Here is a 23094-nt window from a genome sequence, read left to right on the forward strand (position 1 = left end):
GCGTGCGCGATGCAGAAAGTTCGCAGCAGGCGGATCTATCCGCCACCGACCGAAAGGTTCGCCTGCCATCTGTTCATGCAGTGGAGACAGGCAATGAAAACTGACAGTCAACTCAAACGCGACGTCCTCGAGGAACTCGAATGGGATCCCCAGGTCGACCATGCCGACATCGGCGTTTCCGTTGTCGATGGCGTGGTAGCATTGAACGGCTGGGTGAAAAGTTACGCCGAGAAGATCGCGGCCGAACGCGCCGTCAAACGTGTCGGCGGGGTCAACGCCATCGCCGAGGAACTCAAGATACGTTTTTCATCGGACGCCAAGACGGCCGACCATGAAATCGCCCGGCGCATCCTCGATATCTTCAAATACAGCGCCCTGATCCCGGAAGAGAAAATCCAGGTGAAGGTCGAAAAAGGCTGGGTCAGCCTCACCGGCGATGTCGAATGGAATTACCAAAGTTCCGAAGCGGCAAAGGCGGCCGGGAAGGTGACCGGCGTGGTCGGTGTTTCGAACAGCCTGGCAATCAGGAACAGGGCCGACATTTCCGATGTCCGCAAGCGGATCGAGGAAGCGTTCAAGCGACAGGCCGATCTCGACGCTGCATCGGTCACGATCACCGCCACCGGCAACAAGGTTACGCTGGGCGGGAAGGTCAAGGCCTGGCACGAACGCAAACTGGCCGAACAGGCCGCATGGTCCGCCCCCGGTGTGACCAAGGTGGAAGACAACATCATCATCAGCTGACATCCCGCCACACGAACAAACAACGCCCGCCGGACCCAGCAGTCCGGCGGGCGTTGCTGCATCTGGCCTTCGCGTCAGTGGGCCACGAAAAGCGGTATCGGGGATTCCAGCAGCATGGTGCGCGTAACACCGCCGAACACCGCCTCTGCCGTGCGCGGTTTGCCGTAAGCTCCCATCACGATGTAATCCGATGCCCTGTGCGATGCATGGTCGAGGATCGTTTCCGCCACCGACCCATCGCTGTTGCGTTCGACCAGCTCGGCCGAAATTCCGTGGCGCGAAAGGTAGGCCGCAACGTCCGTCATGGCGAAGGCGCCTTCGGACTGGTTGACTTCCAGAACGGCCACTTCCTGCGCGCGCGCCAGCAATGGCACCGCGGCGCGCACAGCCTCGTTGCACGGTTGCGATCCATCCCAGGCGATCAGCGCACGTCCTGCCACGTCCAGCCCTTTGCATTCCGGCGGGACCGCAAGAATGGGCCGCCTTGCCCTCAACGGCAGCCTTTCCGGCTGGGCGCGGCGATCGGGTTGCGCTCTTCGGGATGAAACCACCATCAGGTCCGCAAGTTCGGAAGCGTTTGTCATCGCCTCGACATAGGTTCCAAAGCTTGTCCGGATCGACCACGGTATGTCCTCGACGGCGAGACGCTGCTCAAGCCGCTTCCGGTTCGCTTCCGCCTGCTCTCGCAATTCGGCCAGCACCACGACTTCTGCACCGGCACCATAGTAGTCGGGCACCATCACGGGCATGGCCGTTACATCGAGGCATTCCAGATGCCCCCCCAAGGCACGCGTGACATCGAGCGCGACCTGCAATCGGGCCTCCTGTCCGTCATCGCTATGCACAAGCAGCAGGATATTTTTCATTTCTGGCTCTCCAGTAGGCGTGAACGCAAACGTTGCGGCGGAATCAGGTGGCCTGGCCCCCGGCGGCGTCCTGATCGGGTGACGGAAACTCTTCCGGCACCCCGCCAGGATTGTCCTCGTCGGGAACGGGCGGCCACAATTCAGGGGGCACATCCGGCTGCGGTTCGACCGGCAACGGATCGAACCCGGGTGGCTCCACGGGCTCGATCCGGTCCGGCTGGGCGGGAGGGACACTAGCCATCGGCCAGTCCCCTTGTGGCAGGATCAACCAACGGCAATCTTGCGCACCCGATTGACCGCCTGCTTGTCCTTCTTGATGTCGATCTGGAGCACTCCGTTGCGGTACTTCGCCTCAATTCCATCGGGATCGACGTCGGCGGGCAAGGTCATGCTGCGGCGAAACGAACCGTAGCTTCGTTCGCACATCATGAACCCGTCGGACTTCTCTTCGCTTTCGCCGCGCTTTTCGCCCGAAATGGACAGAACGCCGTCACCGAATTCGATGTCGATGTCCTTTTCCTCAAGTCCGGGCAATTCGGCGGTCAGTTCATAATGATCCTTGCGATCCTTCAGTTCGACCGCGGGGCTGAAGGCAAAGCCGTTGGACAGATGGAAGATGTTGCGGACGGGGCGGGAAAAACTGAAGTCGTCGAACAGCTGGTCGATTTCATCGCGCAGTCGTCCAAAGACCGCCGGCAGGCCGTGCTCGCGGGCACTCTGCACCGGCAGGGTGGTTTGCTCGTTCATCGGGAGATACTCCTTGGGTTGCAGCCACGCCGCCGAGGGGGTCGGAGAAGCGTGTAGCCGCGACCTAAGCGTGTGGGCCGCGCCCCGGAAACTGGGTAAAATACGGAACCGGCGGCTCCGGTGTTTCCCGAATATGCCCCTTCGACTCAGCAAGTAACGTCGCCCTTTGCCACGGGCATTCCGCCCGGGGCACACGGGAGACTTGCCGTGAACTCAGAGAAATCCCGCAGCACCCTGCCTATCGGTTGGGCCCTGTTGATCATCGCCGTGGCGGTGGCCGCCGGCGTTTATTTCTACTTCGAGCGTACCCGCGTGGCGGAACCCCAGGTTGCCACCCCCCCAAGCACCGAATGGACGGCCAAACCCGAAGGTGGGGTCGAGGTGACCTTGCCCGAAACACCGATGACTAACGTCCCGATCACCGGCGATGAAGGCGAACCGGCACCCGCGCCCGATCAGAACCAGACGCAATGATGCATCTGACCGCTGCGCTGGATGGCGTGCCGGCACACGGCAAGGGCCTTCTCCGGTAGATTACGGGTTCTTGGGGCAGCGCGCAGCGGCCATTTTGCGGTTTGCAGGCGACCTCGCCATCTGACCCGTCCCCTCGATCCCGGGGTCGCCTGTATTTCCAGATCGCAATCGCCAAATCGCCCATGCGTGACGGCCATGGCGCGCGGCCTATTCAGTGGCCAGGGCGCTGAGTCCGGCGTGGCCCTGTAACGCTGCACTCAGGCGAGCGAGGCTTCTACGAGAACCATGGTTGGATCGCCGTCGTAGGGATGTGCTTCGAACCCCAGCGTGCGTTCCACTTCCAACGCGTCGTGGTTGGCGCGGCTTTCGACGGATCGCAGGGTCCGTATGCCTCGCTCTCTTGCAAGATCGGTCGCATGGCGCAGCAAGGTCCAGCCTATCCCCTTCCCCCGAAATTCCCGCGCGACCACGACCGCCACCTCGGCGACTTCCATCGCCGGGTCTGCAACGATCATGACGCTTGCGACAAGCGTGCCCGTCGCCTTGTCGAATGCGAGGAGGTGCTCTGCCTGGCGATGATCGACCTCGAGCATTGTCGCGACCTGATGCGGTTTCACGGCATCAAGGCCGGTCAGGAACCGGAACCGCAGGTCTTCCACCGTCAGACGGTCGAACAGATCGGCAAGCAGAGGGCCATCGTCGAGCGTGACCGGGCGCAGATCGAGCCGGAGACCGCCCCGGGTCTCCAGATCGTGCACGGCCTGTTCGCCAAGCGTCCGGTCGATCGCGTTGCCCATTGAATTCGCCTTTCCTGCTCGAAGCCGCCTCCTTGCCCGAACTGGCGAAAGGCACGGCCGTATCCCGCGTGTCGTGACCAAGCCTATCGCGCGCTGAAATGCGTAATTTCCCCGATACCTGCGTGCAGGCGCCACGCCCATGAAGCGGAAACAGCATGGAGATTTGACGGTGCACCACGATCGTACCACCCGGCTACCCGCACGGCCGAGCGCCGATGGCGGTTCGGCTCAGTGCCCCGGACCTGCCAACAGCCGGACAGGGCGGTTCGTGCCGAAAATGGACCGGCGATGAGCCGCGGAGAATTCGCTGTCCGGCTTGCGATGTGCGCCCTCGCGGTCGCCTGCGCGCTGATCCTGTACTATCTCGTCGGTGTGTTGCTGATCCTGTTTGCGGCCTTGCTGGTGGCGTTGGCGATCCACGCCCTGGCCGACCCTTTCGTAAACCGCTTCGACATCCGCAGGGGCCGTGCGCTGGTGGCAAGCGGGATGGCGATCGTGCTGGTGCCGTTGGCGATCGTAGCGGCGTTCGGCAGCGAACTCAGCGCCCAGATGACCCTGGCGGTCCAGAACTTTCCGACGACGTCCGCGGAAATTGCCGATCTTCTCGCGATGTCGGGGATACCTCCCGAAATGCTTGCGCGACTGGGGCAACTCGACATTGCGGAGCCACTTGCACGGTTCGCCGCCGAAACGGTCGCGAACGCCGTGGAACTCATGGCAGCGGGCATTCTGGCAATCGCGACCGGTTGCTATCTCGCCGCCCAGCCCAGAACCTATCTGGACGGGCTGCTCGCGTTCGTATCGCTCCAGCGGCGTATGGCGATCGAGGCTTTTTGCATCGATCTGTCGACCGAACTCAAACACTGGCTGGTCGCGCAGATAGTCCTGATGGTGATGGTCGGGACGTTGACCGGTTTGGGGGCATGGATACTGGGCGTCCCTGCCCCGTTGGCGCTGGGGATTACGGCAGGGTTGCTCGAAGTCGTTCCCTATCTGGGGCCGGTCCTGGCCACCGTTCCCGCGTTTGCCCTGGGCATGTCGATCAGCATCGAGGTGGCGGCCCTGATGATGGTCTGGATATTCGCGGTGCAGCAGCTCGAAGGGTTGGTGCTTACCCCGCTCGTCCTGAAAAGAGCGGTGCGTCTGCCGCCTGCCGTTTCGCTTCTTGCCCTTGTCGCCGCAGGCATATTGCTCGGTCCGGTCGGCGTGCTTCTTGCAGCGCCGGCGGCGGTGGTGGGGTATGTCGTTTACCGCCGGTACACGGCCAACCACAATTCCTCGAACCACCTGCCATCTGTCTGATCGTCCATCGGGACCGCCTTACGTATCATCCCGAATGAACCCGCCTGCGCCGCGCCTGTATTACTACACGCACGCAGCGGTTAGGCAGGAGGAGGCCAGATTGGGCGGCGAAAATTCCGGACACGGCTGCATCATCATCACGGGCGGCGCGCGCGGCATCGGTGCCGCGACCGCCCGATTGCTGGCCGAGGATGGCGCCAGCCTGCTGATCACCGATGTGCTGGACGACGAAGGCGAGGCGCTTGCCGCAGAGCTTGGGGAACACGCGCATTACCAGTCGCTCGACGTCACCAGGGCCGAAGACTGGGGACGCGCCGTCGCCGAGGCCGAGCGCCGCTTCGGGACCGTCAGGGCGCTTTTCAACAACGCCGGAATTCTTGGTCTGGGCACTGTGACCGAATGCACGCCCGCTGATTTCCGCCGGATCATCGACGTGAATCTGACAGGCATATTCCTTGGTATTCACGCCGCCGCCCCTGCCATCAAGCGCTGCGGACAGGGCATCATCGTCAACACGTCATCGACTGCCGGATTGCAGGGTTATGGCGGTCTTGCCGCCTATGTCGCCAGCAAATGGGGGGTGCGCGGGCTGACCAAGGCGGCCGCGCTCGATCTGGCGCCCGATAACATCCGCGTCATCTCGCTCCATCCAGGGCCGATCCACACGCCGATGACCCAAGGCATGACCGACGAAGTCGTCGCCCGCCAACCGATCCCCCGTTTCGGGGAGGCGGAGGAGGTGGCGCGCATGGTCCGGTTCCTGCTGAACGAAGCGACCTTTTCGACCGGGAGCGAATTTGTCGTCGATGGCGGCGCGGTGGCCGGACAGGTGCTTCCTCTCGACGCGCACTCGTGAAGAGACCGCGTCAGATGACCAGCGAAACCTGCACCTCCCCGCGACGCCGCCGCGAAGTCTTCCCTCGCCAATTGGTGGAATGCATCAGGGACGCGCGGACTGCGCTGCCGCACGAACTGGCGGAATTGAGCGAGCGGATCTGGCGCGAAGGCCTTGCGCATAGCTTGCGGGCGCGCCGCCGCCACGCGCACGATCTGGCCAAGGTCGCGCTTTGCGGGGTCACGGGCGGCTCTGTGTGCCTCGCAGCGCAAACCTGAAACGGTGCCAAGACCAACACAGTGGCCTGAAGCTATCGTGCCTCAAGTCTTTGGCCCAGATATTCGATAGCACCACCGAGCGTGACCAGCTGGCCAGCATCGGCATCGGGTATGTCGAACCCCAACCTGCGGCTTAGCGCGACCACGAGGTTGAAGATGTCCATGGAATCGAGATCGATCGCTTCGCGCAAGTCCTCGCCGTCATCGACCGAAGCAAGATCGGCCTCCGGTGCGATGGCGCCGATTTCATCGACGATTATCTGGCGCAGATCGGCGCGGGTCATAATTTCGCCGGTTCCTGCAACAGTTCCTGTATCCGCCTGAGAAGCAAGGCCCCGCGGTGCCCGTCGCTCACGCGATGGTCCGCGCCGAGCGAAACAATCATGATCGGGCGCACGGCGACGGCATCGCCCACAGCCCATGGGCGCAGGTCCGGACTTCCGAAACCGATGATCGCAACCTGCGGGGGATAGATGATCGGCAAAAGCGTCTCGACACCGCGCTCGCCCAGCGAGGATACGGTCACGGTGGGATCGGAAACCTCCGACGACAGGAACCGGCCCTTCCGGACCCGTTCCACCACTGCGCGCATCCGGACCATCAAATCCGCAAGCGAAAGCTTGTCCGTATCGTGAATTGCAGGAGCAGCTAGCCCCCCGCCGCGGATCGAAATTGCCAGACCGGCATGGATGGACCGCGACGGGACAAAGTTTGACCCGTCATGAAAGCCGTTGAATTCCGGGTATTCCTGCAAGGCCAGCGCAACCGCCTTCAATTGCAGCGCGCCAAGGAGCAATCGTTCGCCGGGAGAATGGTTCGAATTGTACGCTTCGAGCCAGGTTTGCGCGGCAAGGCAATCGACCGGCTGGGTTAGATAATAATGCGGTATCTCGCGCTTCGATCGCGCCATGGCCGCCGCGATTGCGCGCCGCATCGAACCGCCCGGCGCCGCCTTCTGGGCAATTTTTCCAGTCAGGGCGGCTTCCACATCGGCAAGCTGGATCGCCCCGCCCGGCCCCGATCCCGAAACCGTGGCCAGATCGATCCCTTCGTCACGCGCCAACGTGCGCGCGGCGGGCGATGCCGGCGCAGCGCTGTCCTGCTGCGGAGCGGCAGCCGAAGTTCGTTGCGCCGGTTCAACCGGAACAGCGACAGGTGGAGCCTTCGGCGGCGGCGGGGCATCCGATACGGGTTCGGGCAGCAGACCATCCTCTCCTGCACCGCGAATGGTCGCAAGCGGCGTCCCCACCGGCACACGGCTGCCCGGCTCGACGAGGAGTTTTTCCAGCGTACCGGTTTCGAAAACCTCGACCTCGATCGCTCCCTTGTCGGTTTCCACGACCGCGATGATATCACCTTGCACGATCTCGTCGCCGGGTTGCTTGAGCCATTCGACAAGCGTGCCTGCCTCCATTCCGGCCCCAAGCGATGGCATGGTGAACGCCCCCATCTCAGCGTCCCATGACCGTGCGGGCCGCCGCGATGATTTTCTCCACGCTGGGGAGCGCGGCTTCTTCCAGGTGGGCGGGATAGGGGATCGGCACTTCCTCGCTGCACACGCGCGCCGGAGGAGCGTCGAGCGACCAGAACCCGCCATCGACGATACGGGCGATTATTTCGGCGGAGATACCTCCCGAACGCCAGCCTTCGTCCACGATCAGCGCCCGGCGCGTTTTTGCGACGCTGGACAGTATCGCACCTTCATCGAGAGGGCGAAGCACCCGCAGATCGAGCACCTCTGCACCGATACCTTCGGCATCCAGAAGGTGAGCGGCTTCGAGCGATTTACCCAGGGAACCGCCATAGGTGATCAGGCTGATGTCGGCCCCTTCGCGCCGGATGGCGGCGCGGTCTATGTCGCAGCGCTGGTCGGCCGGAACGTCCGCGCTGTCGTTGTACAACAGCGCGTTTTCGAAGATCAGCACGGGATCGGGATCCTGCAACGCCTGCCCCAACATGCCGCGCGCGTCCTCCACCGTCGCAGGCGCAAGTATACGCAATCCAGGGATGTGCGCGTACCAACCCTCGAGGCTGTGCGAATGCTGCGCGGCGAGCTGGCGTCCGCCGCCGGTGGCCATGCGGATCACAACCGGCACGTTGAACTGGCCGCCCGACATGTGACGGATGGTGGCCGCGTTATTCATGATCTGATCGAGCGCGAGCAGCGAGAAATTGCAGGTCATGATTTCGACGATCGGCCGCATTCCGCCCATTGCGGCGCCCATACCTATGCCGGTGAACGCGCTTTCGGAAAGCGGGGTATCGCGAATGCGGTCCGGCCCGAATTCCTCCAGCAAGCCCTTGGAAACCGCGTAACAGCCACCGTAGCGGCCTACGTCCTCGCCCATCAGGAAAACGCGCGGATCGGCCATCATCGCTTCGCGGATCGCTTCGCGCACGGCATCACGATAGGTCAGCGCGGTCATAATCGGGATTCCGCACCGACGTGGTGCAGCAGGGTGTCCACCGGTTCCCACGTCCCGTTTTCGGCAAATTCGACCGCCTGTGCGACTTCGGCGGCGACATCGGCTTCGATGCGGGTAACGTCGGCGTCATGCATTTCGCCGGCCTTAAGTGCCCAGTCGCGGAACCGCACGATAGGATCGCGCTTCATCCATATCTCGATCTCGCTCTTGTCGCGATAGAGCTGGGGGTCGAACATGGAATGCGCGCGAAAGCGATAGGTTCGGCATTCGAGGAAACGCGGGCCATCGCCCCTGCGGATGCTGTCCACGGCCCGCCTCGCGGCCGCTTCCACCTCGACCACGTTCATTCCGTCCACCGCTTCCGAAGCGATACGGTAAGACGCCGCCTTGGCGGCAAGATCGGTCTCGGATTCCGAAAGACCCAGCGCCGTGCCCATTGCGTAGAGATTGTTTTCGCACACGAACAGGACGGGCAGCCGCCACAAGGCCGCAAGGTTCAGCGTCTCGTGAAACTCGCCCTCCGCAGCGGCACCTTCGCCGAAGAAACAGGTGCTCACGCCCGGTTTCGCCTGCATCTGGTCGGCAAGCGCCAGTCCGGCAGCGAGGGGCAAACCACCTGCCACGATCGCGTTCCCGCCGTAGAAGCGGTTGGCCTTGTCGAACAGGTGCATCGACCCGCCGCGCCCCCCGCTACACCCTTCCTGCTTGCCGAACATTTCGGCCATTATCCGTGTGGCCGGAATGCCGCGTGCCAACGCATGGCCATGTTCGCGATACGTGGCGACAACGGCATCGTCGGCGCCAAGCGCCTGCATCACGCCGACCGCAACCGCTTCCTGCCCGATATAGAGGTGGAGGAAGCCGCGGATCTTCTCGACGGTGTACAGCTCGGCACATTTTTCCTCGAACCGGCGGATGCGGATCATCTCGCGGAGCAGCGTCAGGCAATGGTCGCGGTTGAGCTGAACCTTTGTACCCGCTGGATGGTCCATCACGGCGTCTCCAACGTGGAAGTGTCGCCTTCGGGAAGCCCCAGTTCCCGTGCCTTGAGCAATCTGCGCATAATCTTGCCCGATCGCGTGCGCGGCAAATCGTCACGGAACTCGATCTGGCGCGGCGCGATGGCCGATCCCAGATTGCTGCGCGCATGGCCGATCAGATCCTTTCGCAGCGCTTCATCGGCAACGAAACCACGGTGCAGCGTCACGAAGGCCTTGACGATTTCGCCCGCGCGTTCGTCCGGCAAGCCGATCACGGCCGCTTCGGCCACGGCGGGGTGTTCCACCAGCACGCTTTCCACCTCGAACGGACCGATCAGATGGCCCAACGACTTGATGAGATCGTCCGCACGCCCCACGAACCAGTAATACCCGTCCGCATCGCGCGCGCCGATATCGCCTGACAGGTACCAGGCGTCGCGAAAGCATCGGGCATAGCGCTCGTCTTCGTCCAGATAGGCGCGGAACATGCTTGGCCATGGAACGCGCAACGCCAGCTCTCCCGGCTCCATCGCATTCTCGATAATTCGCAGGGTGTCGCCTTCGGTGTCGACGATCGCCGCTTCGATGCCGGGCATCGGCTTGCCCATCGAACCCGGCTTTACATCCAGCGCCGGAAAGTTCGCGATCATGATGCCGCCCGTTTCCGTTTGCCACCAGGTGTCGTGAAACGGTCGGCCAAAGGTCTCGACGCTCCACTCCACAGCCTCCGCGTTCAGCGGTTCGCCGACGCTGGCCAGCAAACGCAGGCGCGAAAGGTCACGCGATCGGGCCAGATCGTCGCCCGCCTTCATCAACAGCCGGATGGCGGTCGGCGCGGTGTACCAGACGGTCACGCCCTCACGCTCGAGTGTCCCGTACCATCGCTCGGCATCGAACTCGGCCTCGTCGACGATCATGGTCGCGCCATTGGTGAGCGGCGCGACAATCCCGTACGATGTCCCCGTCACCCAGCCGGGGTCCGCGGTGCACCAGAAAACATCGTCCTCACGCAGATCGAGCACGAGGCGACCCGTGGCGTTGTGAACCACCACGGCTTCGTGAACATGGGTTGCACCCTTGGGCTTGCCGGTGGTCCCACTGGTGAAGTGCAGCAGCGCCATGTCCCCGGGCTGCGTCCTGACGGTGCTGAAATCAGCCTTCGTTTCCCCCATCATTCCGGCAAGATCGATGCACCCCTCGATTCCGACGCTGCCATCCCCCACAAGGAGTACGTGGCGCAGATCGGGCAGGCTGCCGCGATTGGATGCCACTTTTCTGGCATAGGTGCGCGGTGTGGTGACCAGCAATTCGGCCTTGCCGATTTCCATCCGCATCCGCACCGGTTCCGGTCCGAAGGCGGAGTAGAGCGGGCAGAACACCCCGCCCGCCTTCAACGTGCCGAGCGCCGAGATATACAGTTCCGGCACACGGCCGAGCAGGGAGAAGACCCGTGCACCGCGCGTGTGGCCGAGATCGGCCAGCAACCGTGCAAAGCGATCGGTTTCACGCTTGAGCTCGGCATAGGTAAAGCTGCGCCTGCTGCCCTCTTTCCCAAGCCATCGGATTGCCTCGCGGTCGCCCCTGCCGGCTTCGACGTGCCGGTCGATCGCTTCATGCGCGATGTTGAGGCCGCCGCCGGGGAGATAGGCAAGCCATTGCCGCATGTCGTCCCAACCAAGGGTGCGGTGGGTCAGCGCGTAATCGGGCATATTCGCCGCAGCGCATTGGGCGGCGGTTTTCCGGACTGCCGAGAACGCCATTACCGCATCCCTGACGGTGGTGGTTCGCAAAGGTGCATTTGCACGGTTTCACAGCCGGAAATACTTCGGTCACCTAGGAATATCCCCATGGCAGACCGCTCCGGTAGTTTACGAATATCGTCACGCAGCAGACCGGCGCTTGGTAATTCCATGTCCAGGATCACCATCATCAACGGCCATCCACACGGCGATCCGGACCATTATGTGCACGCGCTGGCGCGCACCTATGCCGATGCGGCGCGCAAGAAGCATGAAGTGCGCTCGATCGAGGTCGCATCGCTGGATTTTCCGATCCTGCGAGATCCGGACGACTGGAAATCGGGCGACCCGCCACCAGGGCTTCGAAAGGCGCAGAACGATATCGACTGGGCCGAACACCTGGTGATCCTCTACCCGCTGTGGCTTGGCGATGTCCCCGCGCTGCTCAAGGCATTTCTCGAACAGGTTGCCCGGCCCGGATTTGCCATCGATCCGCTGGGCGACGGGTTCTTTCGCAAGCTGTTGCTGGGGAAATCGGCGCGCCTCATCGTCACCATGGGGATGCCCGCTGCCGGATACCGGCTCTACTTTCAGGAACACAGCGTCAAAAGCCTGAAGCGCAACGTGCTCCATTTCGTGGGCATATCGCCGGTAAAAATCACGCTCATCGGCGATGTCGAGAACGAGCGGTATCGTGAAAAGGGAATTCGAAAGGTCGAAAAGCTTGGCCTGCAAGCCCGATAAATCGCGATGAAACCAGCTCCGGCAGGCCGCGCATGGCATCCGGTCACCGGACAAGAAGCGTTGTCGCTCCTCGACAGCACGACACAAGGCCTCGACAATCAGGAAGCCTGGCGCCGGCTCGCACAATGGGGACCCAATGCCCTGCCGCAGGCGCGCGGAAGCAACGTTGCCAGGGTGTTTATCCGGCAGTTCGCCAGTCCACTCATATACCTGCTGCTGTTTGCGGGCGTGCTTTCGCTGCTGATCGGGGACCGATGGGATGCCGTGTTCATTTTCGGCGTGCTGCTCACCAACGCGACTATTTCCACATTCCAGGAAGCCAAGGCCGATGCCAGCGCCCAGGCCTTGCGATCGCTGATCCCGCAGACAGCCCGCCTGCGCCGCGATGGCGAAGGGCGGATCGTGCCTTCGGACCAGATCGTGCCCGGCGACATCGTCGAGCTGGAGAGCGGCATGCGGATAACCGCCGATCTGCGGTTGTTGGAGGCGCAGGGACTGCAAATAGACGAAGCCCCTTTGACAGGCGAATCCCTTCCCGTGACGAAGGACCCGCAAGCCACACTGTCAGAGCAAACGCCGGTCGGCGACCGGACCAACATGGCCTTTGCCGGCACGACAGTTGCGGCGGGACGCGGTCTTGGCGTTGCGGTCGAAACCGGAACGCACACCAATCTGGGGCAAATTGGTCGCACGCTGGAAGAAGCGACCCGGCTGGGCATCGACACCCCGATGGTCCGGCGGCTTGGCCATCTCTCGCAGCAGATTGCGCTGGGTTCCGGCGCACTCATCGCCGTGCTTTCGGCCGTGCTGCTGCTGCAAGGAAACGGGGCCAAGGACATCGTGCTGCTGGCAATCGCGCTCGCGGTTGCGGCCGTGCCCGAAGGCTTGCCAGTCGCCGTGACCGTGGCACTGTCGGCTTCATCGCGGCGAATGGCGCGGCGCAATGTCATCGTGCGCGAACTTCCCGCCGTGGAAGGCCTGGGGGCCTGCACGCTGATCGCAAGCGACAAGACGGGCACCTTGACCGCCAACCGGTTGGCGGTGGAACGGATCGTCCTGCCCGACGGATCGGCAATCGATCGCAAGGACTGGCGCGGCGCCGACAAGTCCGGCTGCATTGCAGAAATCGGGCGCGCTGCCGCCCTGTGCAACGAAGCGCACCTCGTGGATGTTGGCAGCCCGGTGGGGGATGCGGTCGACGTTGCCTTGCTCAAGTTTGCGGATGAAAGCGGAGCCGATTTTTCGCGAATGGACGCAGCCGGCCGTCATCCGCTCATCCCGTACGAACCCGAACTGCGGTTCGCCGCGGTCGAAGCGCCGTTCGGGGGGAGAACAGCGATCATCGTCAAGGGTGCGCCGGAAACCGTCATACCGATGTGCCGAGGGAACGCCGATAACCTCTCGGCGCTGTCCGACGCGCTTGCCGCCGGGGGGTTTCGCGTGCTCCTGCTTGCCCAAGGTGAACGCGCCGGACACGCGCCGGTCGAAGCGGAACAGCTCGAAGGACTGTCTCCGCTCGCGTTTCTGGGCTTGATCGATCCCTTGCGCACCGGCGTTGTCGAAGCTGTCGAGCGATGCCGCAAGGCCGGCATCGACGTGCGCATGATCACCGGGGACCATCCTGCCACCGCCATCGCGATCGCGCGCAAGATCGGGATGCCTGTCGGCACGGACAGTGTCGCGACGGGGGCCGAGCTCGCGGCGCTTGAAACCAGCCGCAACGCCTTTGAACGCAAGGTGGAAAACGCGGCTGTCTTTGCGCGCATCGAACCATCCCAGAAGCTGGCAATCGTCAAATCGCTGTCCGCGCAGGATCATATCGTGGCGGTAACGGGAGACGGCGTGAACGACGGGCCGGCGCTAAAGGCGGCCGATATCGGGGTGGCGATGGGTATCAGGGGAACGGACGTTGCCCGCGGCGCATCCGACCTCATCCTTGCCGACGACAATTTCGCCACCATCGTGTCCGGGATCGAAGAAGGCCGCGTAACCTTTGCCAATATCCGCAAGATCGTGCTGTTCATGGTGGCGACCGGCGTGGCCGAAATCGCGATGTTCATCGGTGCGCTCATGGCGGGCCTGCCCATGCCCCTGACACCGGTCCAGCTGCTCTGGCTCAATCTCGTTACCAACGGCATTCAGGACGTAACGCTGGGCTTCGGGCGCGGCGAAGGGGATGAGCTGCAACGCCCCGCGCGCCGCCGCCTGGCCCCGCTGATCGATCGTGCGGCATTGCTGTTGATGGCCCCCGGCGCCATCGTGATGACGGTTCTGGCCGTCCTCCTGCTCGACCGGGAACTTGCCGCCGGGGCATCGCTGGCGGACGCGCGCAACGCGGTTCTGCTGATGGTCGTGCTATTTCAGAACGCGTTCCTCCTTGCCATCCGCCATCTGCGGCACCCGTTCTGGCATTGGCACAGCAAGGAAAATCATTGGCTGTTCGTCGGCATGACGAGCGCGCTGGCCCTCCACCTGGCTGCGATGCACCTGCCCTTCACGCAGCGGTTGCTGGGCCTCGCGCCGCCGGTTGCGGATCTGCTTGTTCTGTGTGCATCGGCAGCGGCACTGGTCCTGGCCACCACCGAAGGGGCGAAGATCCTGGTGCGCAAACTCGACTGGTAACGCGGCATTACCGCCGACGCAGGCGAATTCCGTCCTCGACCATGTTGCCGGGATTGAGGACCACGGCGTCGCCTTCTGCAAGACCGCCAAGAACTTCGCCGTGCCGTTCGTTGAGATGGCCGACCTTCACTTCGCGTTCGCGCGCACGGCCCCCTTCATCCACAAAGACCCGCCACCCGCCATTCTTGCCGCGAAACAGCGCGCCTACCGGAACGCGCAGGACATCGGGTTCAGACCAGAGGATGATCGTCCCATCGACCTGATAGCCGTGCCCGAGCGCTGAAATCGCTGCGGCGGCTTCCGGGGCGAAATCCACGATCACGTTGACGCGTTGCTCCTCGATCCCGAGGGCCGAAACCTTCAGGCGGCCGAAGGGTTCGACCCGCCGGACCTTTCCGCGCAGCGGATCGCTGCCGCCCCAACGGGTAATCTCCACCGGTGCGCCGGGCCGAACCCGCGCCGCTTCACGCGACAGCAGGTCGATCACCACCTCGATCCGGCGGGGATCGCCGATTTCGACCAGCGGCGATCCCATCGCGATGACACCTTCGCTTTCGGCCAGGCGCCGCAGCACCACCCCGCTCTCCGGCGAGCGGACCGTCACCGGCCCCGCATCGGGCAAACCCGATGCTGCCGGCTCGTCGAGATACCCTGCCAGACGGCGGATTTCGGCCTGGGCGCGCCGCAGATCGGCTTCCCGTGTGAGGACCAATGTCCCGGCCGCTTCCAGTTGCGCCTTGGGGAAAAAGCCGCGCTCGGCCAGCTTTCTTGCGCGTTCCAGATCGCTCCGCGCAAGATCGAGCGATGCGGCAATGCCCCGCTCCGCAGAACGCGCGGCCACTAGCGCATCGCGGACATCGGTGCGCGACCGGACATCAAGCGGCGTCGATGGAACGCCCGCCATCCGCGCGATCACTGTCTGGTTGGCTACCACCTCGTCGCCCGGATCGAGTTCGATCCTGGTGACGTATCCGGTGACGGGAGCCGAAACGGTATAAAGGTCGAGCACCCGGGTCACCCCATCATCGGTAATGCCGACACGCATTGCGCCGCGCGTCACCTCCGCCTCGTCGACTGGCGTCGCCTGCGGCCAGAACGCAAACGCCAGCCCTGCGACCAGCAGACCGCCCAGGATCAGCGCCCAGCGCCAGCGTTTGATACGCTCCATCATCATTCATGCGCCTTCAGGACACGAACCATATCCAGCTGCGTGACCCGCCGTGCGACCAGCAAGGCCGTCAGCAAGGCGGCAAGCATCACCACCACCGCCGAAAACCCGTAGGTTGCGCGCGCAGGCGCGAAAGGCAGACGGAACAGGTCGGAACTGAACATGGCAGCCATCAACTGGCCCATCCAGTAACCGATGAACGCACCGAGCGGGATGGCCGCAAGAATCAGCAAGGCGAGTTCTCCCAGCAACACCGTCGCGACCTCGGCCTTGTGATAGCCCAGAACCCGCATTGTCGCGAGTTCATGCGCCCGTTCGGAGAACAGCAGCCGCGCGCTGTTGTAGACGACGCCGACTGCGATCGCGCTGGCGAACGCGACATAGAACCCCACCATAGTCACGATATTGCGGTCGATGACCTCTTCGAACAGGCGCATGGCCGCCGCCCTTTCGGTGACGCCGAGGACAACCGGCATTTCGCCCAGATGTTCGATGATTTCGTCACGATAGGTCGAGTCGATCTTCAACAGTGCCGAACTCACCGGAGAGGCGTCACGCGCGATCCGGTCGATGACCGCGCTTTCGGCATAGGCACGCGTGCCGACAAGCTCGTCGATCGTGGCGGTAACGGGCAGCACGCTGCGCGTGCGGCGACCACCGAGCAGTTCCACTTCGACTTCGTCACCGGCGGAAAGGTCGAGATGCGCGGCTAGGGCGCTGCTCAGCATCAGGCCCGACGCGGGCACCGCGACCTCTCGGCCATACCGGTCGATCCGCGCGCTCAGCATGGCGTCTTGCCCCGTGCCTTCGATGGCCGCCCTTTCCGAACGTGCACCGTGAACAAGGCGCACTGGCAAGGCCCTCGACGGTTCGACCGCGATGACCCCGGGAAGCGAGGCGAGTTCGAAGACGACGTCCTCGTTGCGCGCCTCGATGAACGATACGGCGAGGTCTTGCCGCTGGGCGCGGAAAAAGAAATCGTCCAGCATGGTCCGGGATGCATCGATGAACTGAAGGGTGGAAAACAGCAGGCCTAGCGAAAGGGCAACGCCGAACACGGTGACCGCCGAACGTCCCGGCCACCGCGCAATGTGGCGTACGATCATGTGGCCGACCGAGGTGAATCCGGCCCGCCGCCCGAACCGTTCCACCCGGCCCACCCGATAGATTGGCGGCGGGGGCGCCGACATGGCGACGGCCGGGGCCAGCTTCACGGCCGACCGAACGCCGCCGAGCGCGCCGAGCACAGCCGATGCTGCCGAAAGCAGCGCACCGGTGAGAAACACCTGGCTGGACACTTGATAATAGAGAAACGGGAAGCGGTAATAATCGCCGTAAAGTTGGGTCATTTCGCGCCCCATCCACCAGCCCAGCCCTGCACCAAGGGCGATACCGATCAGCGCGATGGCGAGCGCGAACTTGAGATAATGCCATCCGACCGACCAGTTCGAATAGCCGAACGCCTTGAGCAGCCCGATTTCCTGCCGTTCGGTGCGGATCAGGCGACCCAGAACGATGTAAACGAGGAAAGTCGAGACAAGCAGGAAGATCGGCGGGATCACCCTGGTCATCGCGTCGAGTTGCATGAGTTCGTTGGTCAGAAACTCGTCCGACGGGTGGTCCGCGCGTCCATAAGCCCCTGTCCCGCCATACGGTTCGAGAAGCACGTCGAGCTGGCGGACCAATTCCGATTCCACCGCTCCATGTTCCAACGCGACGGCTATCGACGTGACGGCCTCGGTGCGGTTGGTTGCCGCCTCCAGCGCCTTGCGGCCCATCCAGAATATTCCGAAGCGGCGTTCATCGGGGACCAGTTCACCCGGTGCAATGGCCCAGATGTAATCGGGCGCAAGTCCGATCCCCACGACCTTCAACCGGTCGAGGTTGCCGTAGATTATGGCGTCGATTTCGTCCCCCAATCCGATGTGGTTGGCATCGGCAAAGGAACGATCCACGATCACTTCGCCCGGTCGGTCGATACCCGGACCGCGGCCGCGCAGGATCACCACCTGATTGAGCCGCGACGTGCCCCCATCCTCCACCGAATTGATCACCGCGCGGATCGAATCCGTACGCCCCGGCAAATCCAGCCGTGCATATTGTTCGATCCGCCCTTCGGCGAAGGCTACCCCCGGCAGATCCCCTGCACGCTCCACGATGCTGCGCGGCGCGCGGGTCATCGACCCGAACACATCGGCAAAATGGTAACGCTGGTAATAGGCATCGCGCGTTTCGACGAGCGAGCGGTGAACCCCCGTCGATAGAACGAAAGTGGACATTGCAGCCGCGATCACCAGCGCGATCGCGAAGGCCTGCCCGCGCATACGCCACAGATCACGCGCCAGTTTCAGGTTGAGCGCCGTCACCAGCTGATCTCCTCAGCCGAAACCCGTGTGTCGTTCACCACGACGCGCGCGATTTGCCCGTCGAGGAAATGGAACACCCGGTCCGCCATGGCCGCGATTCCGGCGTTGTGGGTAATGACGATCAGCGTGGTGCCCAGTTCGGTGTTTGCCCGGGCGAGCGCATCGAGAACCCGCACACCGGTCGCGCTGTCGAGGGCCCCTGTCGGTTCGTCGCACAGCAGGACACCCGGGCGCTTGGCGATGGCCCGCGCGACAGCGACACGTTGCTGCTCTCCGCCCGAAAGCTGCGCCGGAAAATGATCCATCCGATCGCGCAAGCCGACCAGATCGAGCGCGTCTTCGGCCGGCATCGGTGAGCGTGCGATTTGCGTGACCAGCTCGACGTTTTCCCGCGCCGTGAGGCTGGGGATCAGATTGTAGAACTGGAAGATGAACCCGACATTCGCCCGGCGAAACCGGGTCAGTTCGGCATCGGCAAGCGCGGTAAGATCGGTCGACCGGTACCAGAGTTTTCCGGACGTTGCCCGGTCGAGGCCGCCGATGATGTTCAAAAGGGTCGATTTGCCGCTGCCCGATGGCCCCAGCAGGACAAGAACTTCGCCCTCGCAAATGTCGAGGTCCACGCCGCGCAGGGCATGAACCTCGGTCTCCCCTGTGATGTAGATCTTGCGCAGGTCCCGCCCGGTAAAAACCGTTTCCCGCTCAAGTGTTTGCCCGTCCACCATACCGCTATCCTAGAAGAGTGGAATGCCCCCGTGCCTACGCAAAACAACGGAGGCATCGGCCGACTAGGGCCAAGCCGGAATCAAGGCGCCGGCATCCCGAAAAGATAGACGGTCCCCGCCGCGTACAGACACATGGCGACCAGCGAATCCTCGCCCATCCCGATAAAGGTTCGATTGCGCCGCTCGATCAGGCCAAGGACGAATATCCCCGTCATGCCAAGAGCCAGCAGCGCCGCCAGCGCTTCGAAATTGCCCGCAAGCCGCAGAACCGGTGGGCCCGGCGCAGCAAGATCCACCACGAAGATGATCGCCAGATTGAACAGGTTCGATCCGAAGACTTCGCCCACGGCAAGCTCGTATCGCTGGCACCGCATCGATCCGACAATCGCGCTGAGTTCGGGCAGGGAAGTCGCGGCCGCCGCAAACAGGAAGCCGACCACGCCGTCGCCCAATCCGGTCTTGCGCGCGATGACCTCTGCGCTGGCAGCAAGGACGAACCCGCCGGCCAGGATCAGGGCGGCGAGAAACAGCAATGCCGGCACAACAGGCTTTAATCCCTGCTGCGTTTCCCGATCGGCACCCGTTCGGGCGTGGTCCGGGGGATTGACGACCTGCCACATGGGTCGGCGCTCGGAACGGTTCGCTATGGCGATTGCCATGACGCAAAGGGCGACAATGCCGGTCGAAAACGCACCGACGGGGCCAATCCTTTCGCCGCCGCCAGCAACGATCGCAGCCCCCACTGCGCCGAGCAGAAGGACGCCCAGGACGCCCTGGATCAACGTGACCGGCCGCGCGACGACCGACGTTAGCGGACGAGCGCCCAAAACCATGTCGGCAAGCGCGAGGAGGAGGATATTGAAACTGGCGCTGCCAAGGATGTTGTTCAGCGAGAGGAGCGGTGCGCCCATGGCGGCGGCGCTGGTGGCCGTGGCCAGTTCCGGCAGCGAGGTGATGCCGCCAAGAACGAGCATTCCGGCAACACCCTTGCCCAGCCCTGTCCGGTCGCACAGCGCGAGGACATAGCGGGGCAGGTTCGATCCGGCCCACCAGACCAGCAAGGCCGCGGCGATGAACGCGGCAACCGCACTCTCGAGCGTTGCCGCAGCTGTCAAAGTGGTGATGAATTCGGTCATGGACACCAGGATGAACAGGCTGGGCAGGTCATGCGAAAGGCAAAGCCTCTGACATTTCCAACCCGCACAATTGCGGTGTCATGACGCCAGCCACAGTGTCGGGTAATATGAAGTCGAATCCTTGCATGCCGCCATCCCGATCATGGACCATCGGCCATGCCAGCATGGATCGGCCCGAACCGGTCGGTCACGCAATGATGACTGCGTTACGTGACATCGAGCCGCCATTGGTAGATATCCGAGGGTCTTAACCGACTGAATTCCCAGTATGCGTCAGCCCATGGAACCACCCCCCCACGCCGATCGGCGCCAGGAAATCCAGCAGACCGGCAGGGGGCTCGAGGTCGTCGATATCCGCAAGGCTTTCGGCTCGCGCCAGGTACTGAACGGCATTTCCCTTCAGGTTTCGCGGGGCGAGGTGGTCGGCCTGTTCGGGCGTGACGGAGCGGGCAAGACCGTGACGATGTATTGCATCCTCGGGCTGCTCAAGCCCGATTCAGGGCGCGTTGTGCTGGATGGGCAGGATGTATCGCGGATGCCCTATTATCGCCGGGCCATGCTGGGCCTGGGATACCTGCCGCAACAGCCGTCCATCTTTCGCGGCCTAACGGTCAGCCAGAACATCATGGCCATGCTCGAAATCGTGGAACCCGACCGTTCCCGGCGCCAGGAACGTCTCGAAACCCTGCTGCGAGACCTGGGGATCGATGCGCTGCGCGATGCGCAGGCCACATCGCTTTCGGGCGGGGAAAGGCGGCGCTGCGAAGTGGCGCGTGCGCTCGCTCTCGAACCGGCGTTCATCCTGCTGGACGAACCGTTTGCCGGCATCGACCCCATGACGATCGGCAGCATCAAGCGGATCATCCAGGATTTCAAACGGCGCGGCATAGGAGTGCTGCTGACCGACCAGAACGTCCGCGAAATGATGGCGGTGATCGATCGCGCTTGCGTGATCGAAGAAGGCGCAACCGTCTTCAGCGGCAGCCCTGCGGACATGCTGCACGATCAGCACGTGATCGATTTCTACCTCGGACAAGGCAGGGTGTCGCAGTTCGAAAAGGGGTGATGCGGTGCGGACCGACGGCCCACACACTTTGGTACCGCGCGGGCGGACCCTGCCGGACGAGAATCGTGAAGGATGGCGCGCATCGTCACGATTTGATTGGAGATTCCACCATCCGGTAATGCCGGGCCTAGCCTAATGGTACACCCCGCTTACCCTTATGTGCGCTGGCTATAGCCGATCCCATGATGATAATTCGCCCCATACACACCGATGATTGGGGTATTGCGTGGACATTGCGACAACGAAGGGCGGACATACCGGCAGCAATGCCGGTGCACGCGATATCGTCGTCGATCTCGATGGCACGTTGTCGCGCGTGGATGCTCTGCACGAAGACTTTTTCGCCGGGCTGAAGAACTCTTCACCCAGCAAGCTTGTCCGTGCCATATTCGGTTCGGGCGGCAAGGCGGCGATGAAACGGTCGCTCGCCAGGCTGGCGGGCCGCAATTCCGGTCTTTCGCCGCTGCGCCCCGAACTGGTCGGCCACCTCGATCGCTTGCGCGTAAGCGGGTGTTCGCTCCACCTCGTGACCGCATCGGACCAGTATCACGCCGATGCGATTGGTGAAGCCACCGGACTGTTCGACACGGTGACCGGCAGCGACGGCCAGCGAAATCTCAAGGGGCCGGAAAAGGCCAGCTACCTGACCGAGCAGTTTCCCGAAGGCTTCATCTATGCCGGGGACAGCACGGCCGATATTCCCGTATGGCTGGCATCGAGCGGCGCGATCCTTGTCGGCCGGGGCAAACGGCAGGGTGCCAAGCTGGAAAGCAAGGGCGTCCCGATCGTGGAAACCTTCGATGACGATGGCGGCAGGCTGCGCGACTGGTTCAAGATGTTTCGCCTGCACCAGTGGATCAAGAACACCCTGATCTTCGTTCCGCTGCTGCTGGGGCAGCTGTTCATGGTGCCCGAAGCGGTCATCGCGACCGCGCTCGGTATGCTGTTCTGGAGCATCGCCGGATCGGGCACCTATATCGTCAACGACATCTTCGATATCGAGGCCGATCGAAGCCATCGAACAAAATGCAATCGTCCGCTTGCCAGCGGCAGGATCGGTGTGGCCCCAGCTTCCGTCGTGGCGATAGGTCTGATCGCGATCGGGCTGGTCGGGGGATTTTGGCTGTCGACAGCCTTTGGCATCGCCCTGTCCTGGTATCTTGTCACCACGCTGGCCTATTCCTTCGGATTGAAGGCGGTGCCGCTGCTCGATGTGGGGATAATCGCCCTGTTGTTCACCAGCCGCATTGTCGCCGGTTCGCTGCTTCTCGCCCTGCCGCATTCACCCTGGCTGACTTCGTTTTCGGTGTTCGTGTTCTTCTCCCTCGCGCTGGCGAAAAGGCATGTCGAACTGGTCACCACCGATGTTGCCGATGACGAGAAGACCATCGCGGGCCGCGGTTATCGCGTGAGCGACTGGCCGTTGACGCTGGCATTCGGACTTTCGGCCGCCATGGCGTCGTGTGTCGTGATGCTGCTGTTCATCACGCTCGAGGCCGCGGCGCGCGGCGTATATGCCCGCCCGGAAATGCTTTACATCACGCCGATTGTCCTGCTTTTCTGGTTCATGCGCATCTGGCTCCTCGCCCATCGCGGTGAATTGAACGACGATCCCGTGATCTTTGCGGTCAAGGACCCGGTCAGTATCGGGCTTGGTGCAGCACTCCTGGCCGGTTTCGCGGCGTCCGTAGCGAGTTCGCATATCTGATGGCAGTTTCACCCCACACCCTCGGGATAATCATCCTGAGCATCCTGATGAACGCCCTCGCCCAAATCTTTCTGAGCATTTCCCTCAAGGGTAAATCGCTCGTCATCCCGGGCGATCCGGTGCAATCGCTCTACGCGATAGCCACCAATCTGGGCGTCCTGGTCGCGCTTGCGGTCTATGGGTTGAGCGTCGTTCTGTGGATGTATGTCCTCAGCAAGACCGACGTTTCGCTGGCCTATCCCTTCCTGGGACTTGGTTTTGTTTTCGTCGCGTTTTTCTCGTATTTTTTCCTTGGCGAACCCTTGGGTGTCCAGAAATTCCTTGGAATTTCCCTCGTTGCAATCGGGATAGTTTTGCTCGCACGGAGTTAG

At 63.0% G+C, this 23094-nt stretch carries 23 protein-coding genes; 10 read left to right on the forward strand and 13 right to left on the reverse strand.

Features of this window, described 5'->3' with window-relative positions; genetic code table 11:
* Positions 1–93: 93 nt before the first annotated feature.
* Complete coding sequence (locus VR863_RS06775; RefSeq protein WP_324827708.1) at positions 94–744, forward strand: BON domain-containing protein; 651 nt, start codon at positions 94–96, stop codon at positions 742–744.
* A 74-nt stretch (positions 745–818) separates the two neighbouring features.
* On the opposite strand, the gene VR863_RS06780 is transcribed toward VR863_RS06775, so the two are convergent.
* From VR863_RS06780 to VR863_RS06790, 3 genes are read right to left on the reverse strand one after another with little or no spacing between them, the layout of a single operon-like run.
* The gene (locus VR863_RS06780; protein WP_324827709.1) at positions 819–1610 is read right to left on the reverse strand and encodes a universal stress protein; all 792 of its coding nucleotides are present in this window, start codon (positions 1608–1610) and stop codon (positions 819–821) included.
* 43 nt (positions 1611–1653) lie between these two features.
* Complete coding sequence (locus tag VR863_RS06785) at positions 1654–1851, reverse strand: hypothetical protein (RefSeq protein ID WP_324827710.1); 198 nt, start codon at positions 1849–1851, stop codon at positions 1654–1656.
* Positions 1852–1874: 23 nt separating this feature from the next.
* Positions 1875–2357 (reverse strand): Hsp20/alpha crystallin family protein, encoded by a 483-nt coding sequence (locus tag VR863_RS06790; protein ID WP_324827711.1) that lies wholly within the window; start codon positions 2355–2357, stop codon positions 1875–1877.
* A 207-nt stretch (positions 2358–2564) separates the two neighbouring features.
* Between VR863_RS06790 and VR863_RS06795 the strand changes: the two genes are divergently transcribed.
* The gene (locus VR863_RS06795) at positions 2565–2831 is read left to right on the forward strand and encodes a hypothetical protein (RefSeq protein ID WP_324827712.1); all 267 of its coding nucleotides are present in this window, start codon (positions 2565–2567) and stop codon (positions 2829–2831) included.
* Between the two features lie 257 nt (positions 2832–3088).
* Here VR863_RS06795 and VR863_RS06800 read toward each other — a convergent pair whose 3' ends face one another.
* Entirely contained in the window at positions 3089–3628 is a 540-nt protein-coding gene (locus VR863_RS06800; RefSeq protein WP_324827713.1) for a GNAT family N-acetyltransferase, read from the reverse strand.
* 288 nt (positions 3629–3916) lie between these two features.
* On the opposite strand from VR863_RS06800, the gene VR863_RS06805 reads away from it, so the two are divergent.
* The 3 genes from VR863_RS06805 to VR863_RS06815 are packed head-to-tail and all read left to right on the forward strand — an operon-like array spanning position 3917 to position 6043.
* A complete protein-coding gene (locus VR863_RS06805) occupies positions 3917–4930 on the forward strand; it encodes an AI-2E family transporter (RefSeq protein ID WP_324827714.1) in 1014 nt (337 codons plus the stop codon).
* Between the two features lie 34 nt (positions 4931–4964).
* Positions 4965–5786, forward strand: coding sequence for an SDR family oxidoreductase (locus VR863_RS06810; protein WP_324827715.1), 822 nt, complete (start codon positions 4965–4967; stop codon positions 5784–5786).
* Positions 5787–5800: 14 nt separating this feature from the next.
* Complete coding sequence (locus tag VR863_RS06815; protein ID WP_324827716.1) at positions 5801–6043, forward strand: hypothetical protein; 243 nt, start codon at positions 5801–5803, stop codon at positions 6041–6043.
* A 32-nt stretch (positions 6044–6075) separates the two neighbouring features.
* On the opposite strand, the gene VR863_RS06820 is transcribed toward VR863_RS06815, so the two are convergent.
* The 5 genes from VR863_RS06820 to acsA are packed head-to-tail and all read right to left on the reverse strand — an operon-like array spanning position 6076 to position 11209.
* A complete protein-coding gene (locus VR863_RS06820; protein WP_324827717.1) occupies positions 6076–6327 on the reverse strand; it encodes an acyl carrier protein in 252 nt (83 codons plus the stop codon).
* Positions 6324–7493, reverse strand: coding sequence for a dihydrolipoamide acetyltransferase family protein (locus VR863_RS06825; protein ID WP_324827718.1), 1170 nt, complete (start codon positions 7491–7493; stop codon positions 6324–6326). Before VR863_RS06825 ends, VR863_RS06820 begins: the two co-directional genes overlap by 4 nt.
* Position 7494: 1 nt before the next feature.
* On the reverse strand, positions 7495–8469 hold the full coding sequence (locus VR863_RS06830; RefSeq protein ID WP_324827719.1) for an alpha-ketoacid dehydrogenase subunit beta: 975 nt from the start codon (positions 8467–8469) through the stop codon (positions 7495–7497).
* Positions 8466–9461: a pyruvate dehydrogenase (acetyl-transferring) E1 component subunit alpha gene (gene pdhA / locus VR863_RS06835; protein WP_324827720.1), complete on the reverse strand. Its 996-nt coding sequence runs from the start codon at positions 9459–9461 to the stop codon at positions 8466–8468. Before pdhA ends, VR863_RS06830 begins: the two co-directional genes overlap by 4 nt.
* Positions 9461–11209: an acetate--CoA ligase gene (gene acsA, locus VR863_RS06840; RefSeq protein WP_324827721.1), complete on the reverse strand. Its 1749-nt coding sequence runs from the start codon at positions 11207–11209 to the stop codon at positions 9461–9463. Before acsA ends, pdhA begins: the two co-directional genes overlap by 1 nt.
* Positions 11210–11359: 150 nt before the next feature.
* Here acsA and VR863_RS06845 point away from each other — a divergent pair, with 150 nt between their 5' ends.
* Both VR863_RS06845 and VR863_RS06850 read left to right on the forward strand, forming a co-directional pair.
* Positions 11360–11932 (forward strand): NAD(P)H-dependent oxidoreductase, encoded by a 573-nt coding sequence (locus tag VR863_RS06845; protein ID WP_324827722.1) that lies wholly within the window; start codon positions 11360–11362, stop codon positions 11930–11932.
* Between the two features lie 6 nt (positions 11933–11938).
* Positions 11939–14554, forward strand: coding sequence for a cation-translocating P-type ATPase (locus tag VR863_RS06850; RefSeq protein WP_324827723.1), 2616 nt, complete (start codon positions 11939–11941; stop codon positions 14552–14554).
* Positions 14555–14561: 7 nt separating this feature from the next.
* Here the strand turns inward: VR863_RS06850 and VR863_RS06855 are convergent, their stop codons facing one another.
* The 4 genes from VR863_RS06855 to VR863_RS06870 form a co-directional block, all read right to left on the reverse strand.
* Positions 14562–15725, reverse strand: a complete 1164-nt coding sequence (locus VR863_RS06855) for an efflux RND transporter periplasmic adaptor subunit (RefSeq protein WP_324827724.1) — start codon at positions 15723–15725, stop codon at positions 14562–14564.
* Entirely contained in the window at positions 15725–18088 is a 2364-nt protein-coding gene (locus VR863_RS06860) for an ABC transporter permease (RefSeq protein WP_324827725.1), read from the reverse strand. Before VR863_RS06860 ends, VR863_RS06855 begins: the two co-directional genes overlap by 1 nt.
* Positions 18085–18813, reverse strand: coding sequence for an ABC transporter ATP-binding protein (locus VR863_RS06865; protein ID WP_324827726.1), 729 nt, complete (start codon positions 18811–18813; stop codon positions 18085–18087). The genes VR863_RS06860 and VR863_RS06865 overlap by 4 nt, the downstream gene beginning before the upstream one ends.
* Positions 18814–18893: 80 nt before the next feature.
* Positions 18894–19949 (reverse strand): sodium:calcium antiporter, encoded by a 1056-nt coding sequence (locus VR863_RS06870; RefSeq protein ID WP_324827727.1) that lies wholly within the window; start codon positions 19947–19949, stop codon positions 18894–18896.
* 280 nt (positions 19950–20229) lie between these two features.
* On the opposite strand from VR863_RS06870, the gene lptB reads away from it, so the two are divergent.
* The 3 genes from lptB (at position 20230) to VR863_RS06885 (ending at position 23094) form a co-directional block, all read left to right on the forward strand.
* Positions 20230–21015, forward strand: coding sequence for an LPS export ABC transporter ATP-binding protein (gene lptB / locus VR863_RS06875; RefSeq protein ID WP_324827728.1), 786 nt, complete (start codon positions 20230–20232; stop codon positions 21013–21015).
* A gap of 226 nt (positions 21016–21241) precedes the next feature.
* Complete coding sequence (locus tag VR863_RS06880) at positions 21242–22723, forward strand: UbiA family prenyltransferase (RefSeq protein ID WP_324827729.1); 1482 nt, start codon at positions 21242–21244, stop codon at positions 22721–22723.
* On the forward strand, positions 22723–23094 hold the full coding sequence (locus tag VR863_RS06885; protein ID WP_324827730.1) for an SMR family transporter: 372 nt from the start codon (positions 22723–22725) through the stop codon (positions 23092–23094). Before VR863_RS06880 ends, VR863_RS06885 begins: the two co-directional genes overlap by 1 nt.

This window comes from Qipengyuania zhejiangensis (assembly GCF_035607565.1).
Taxonomy (GTDB): Bacteria; Pseudomonadota; Alphaproteobacteria; order Sphingomonadales; family Sphingomonadaceae; genus Qipengyuania; species Qipengyuania zhejiangensis.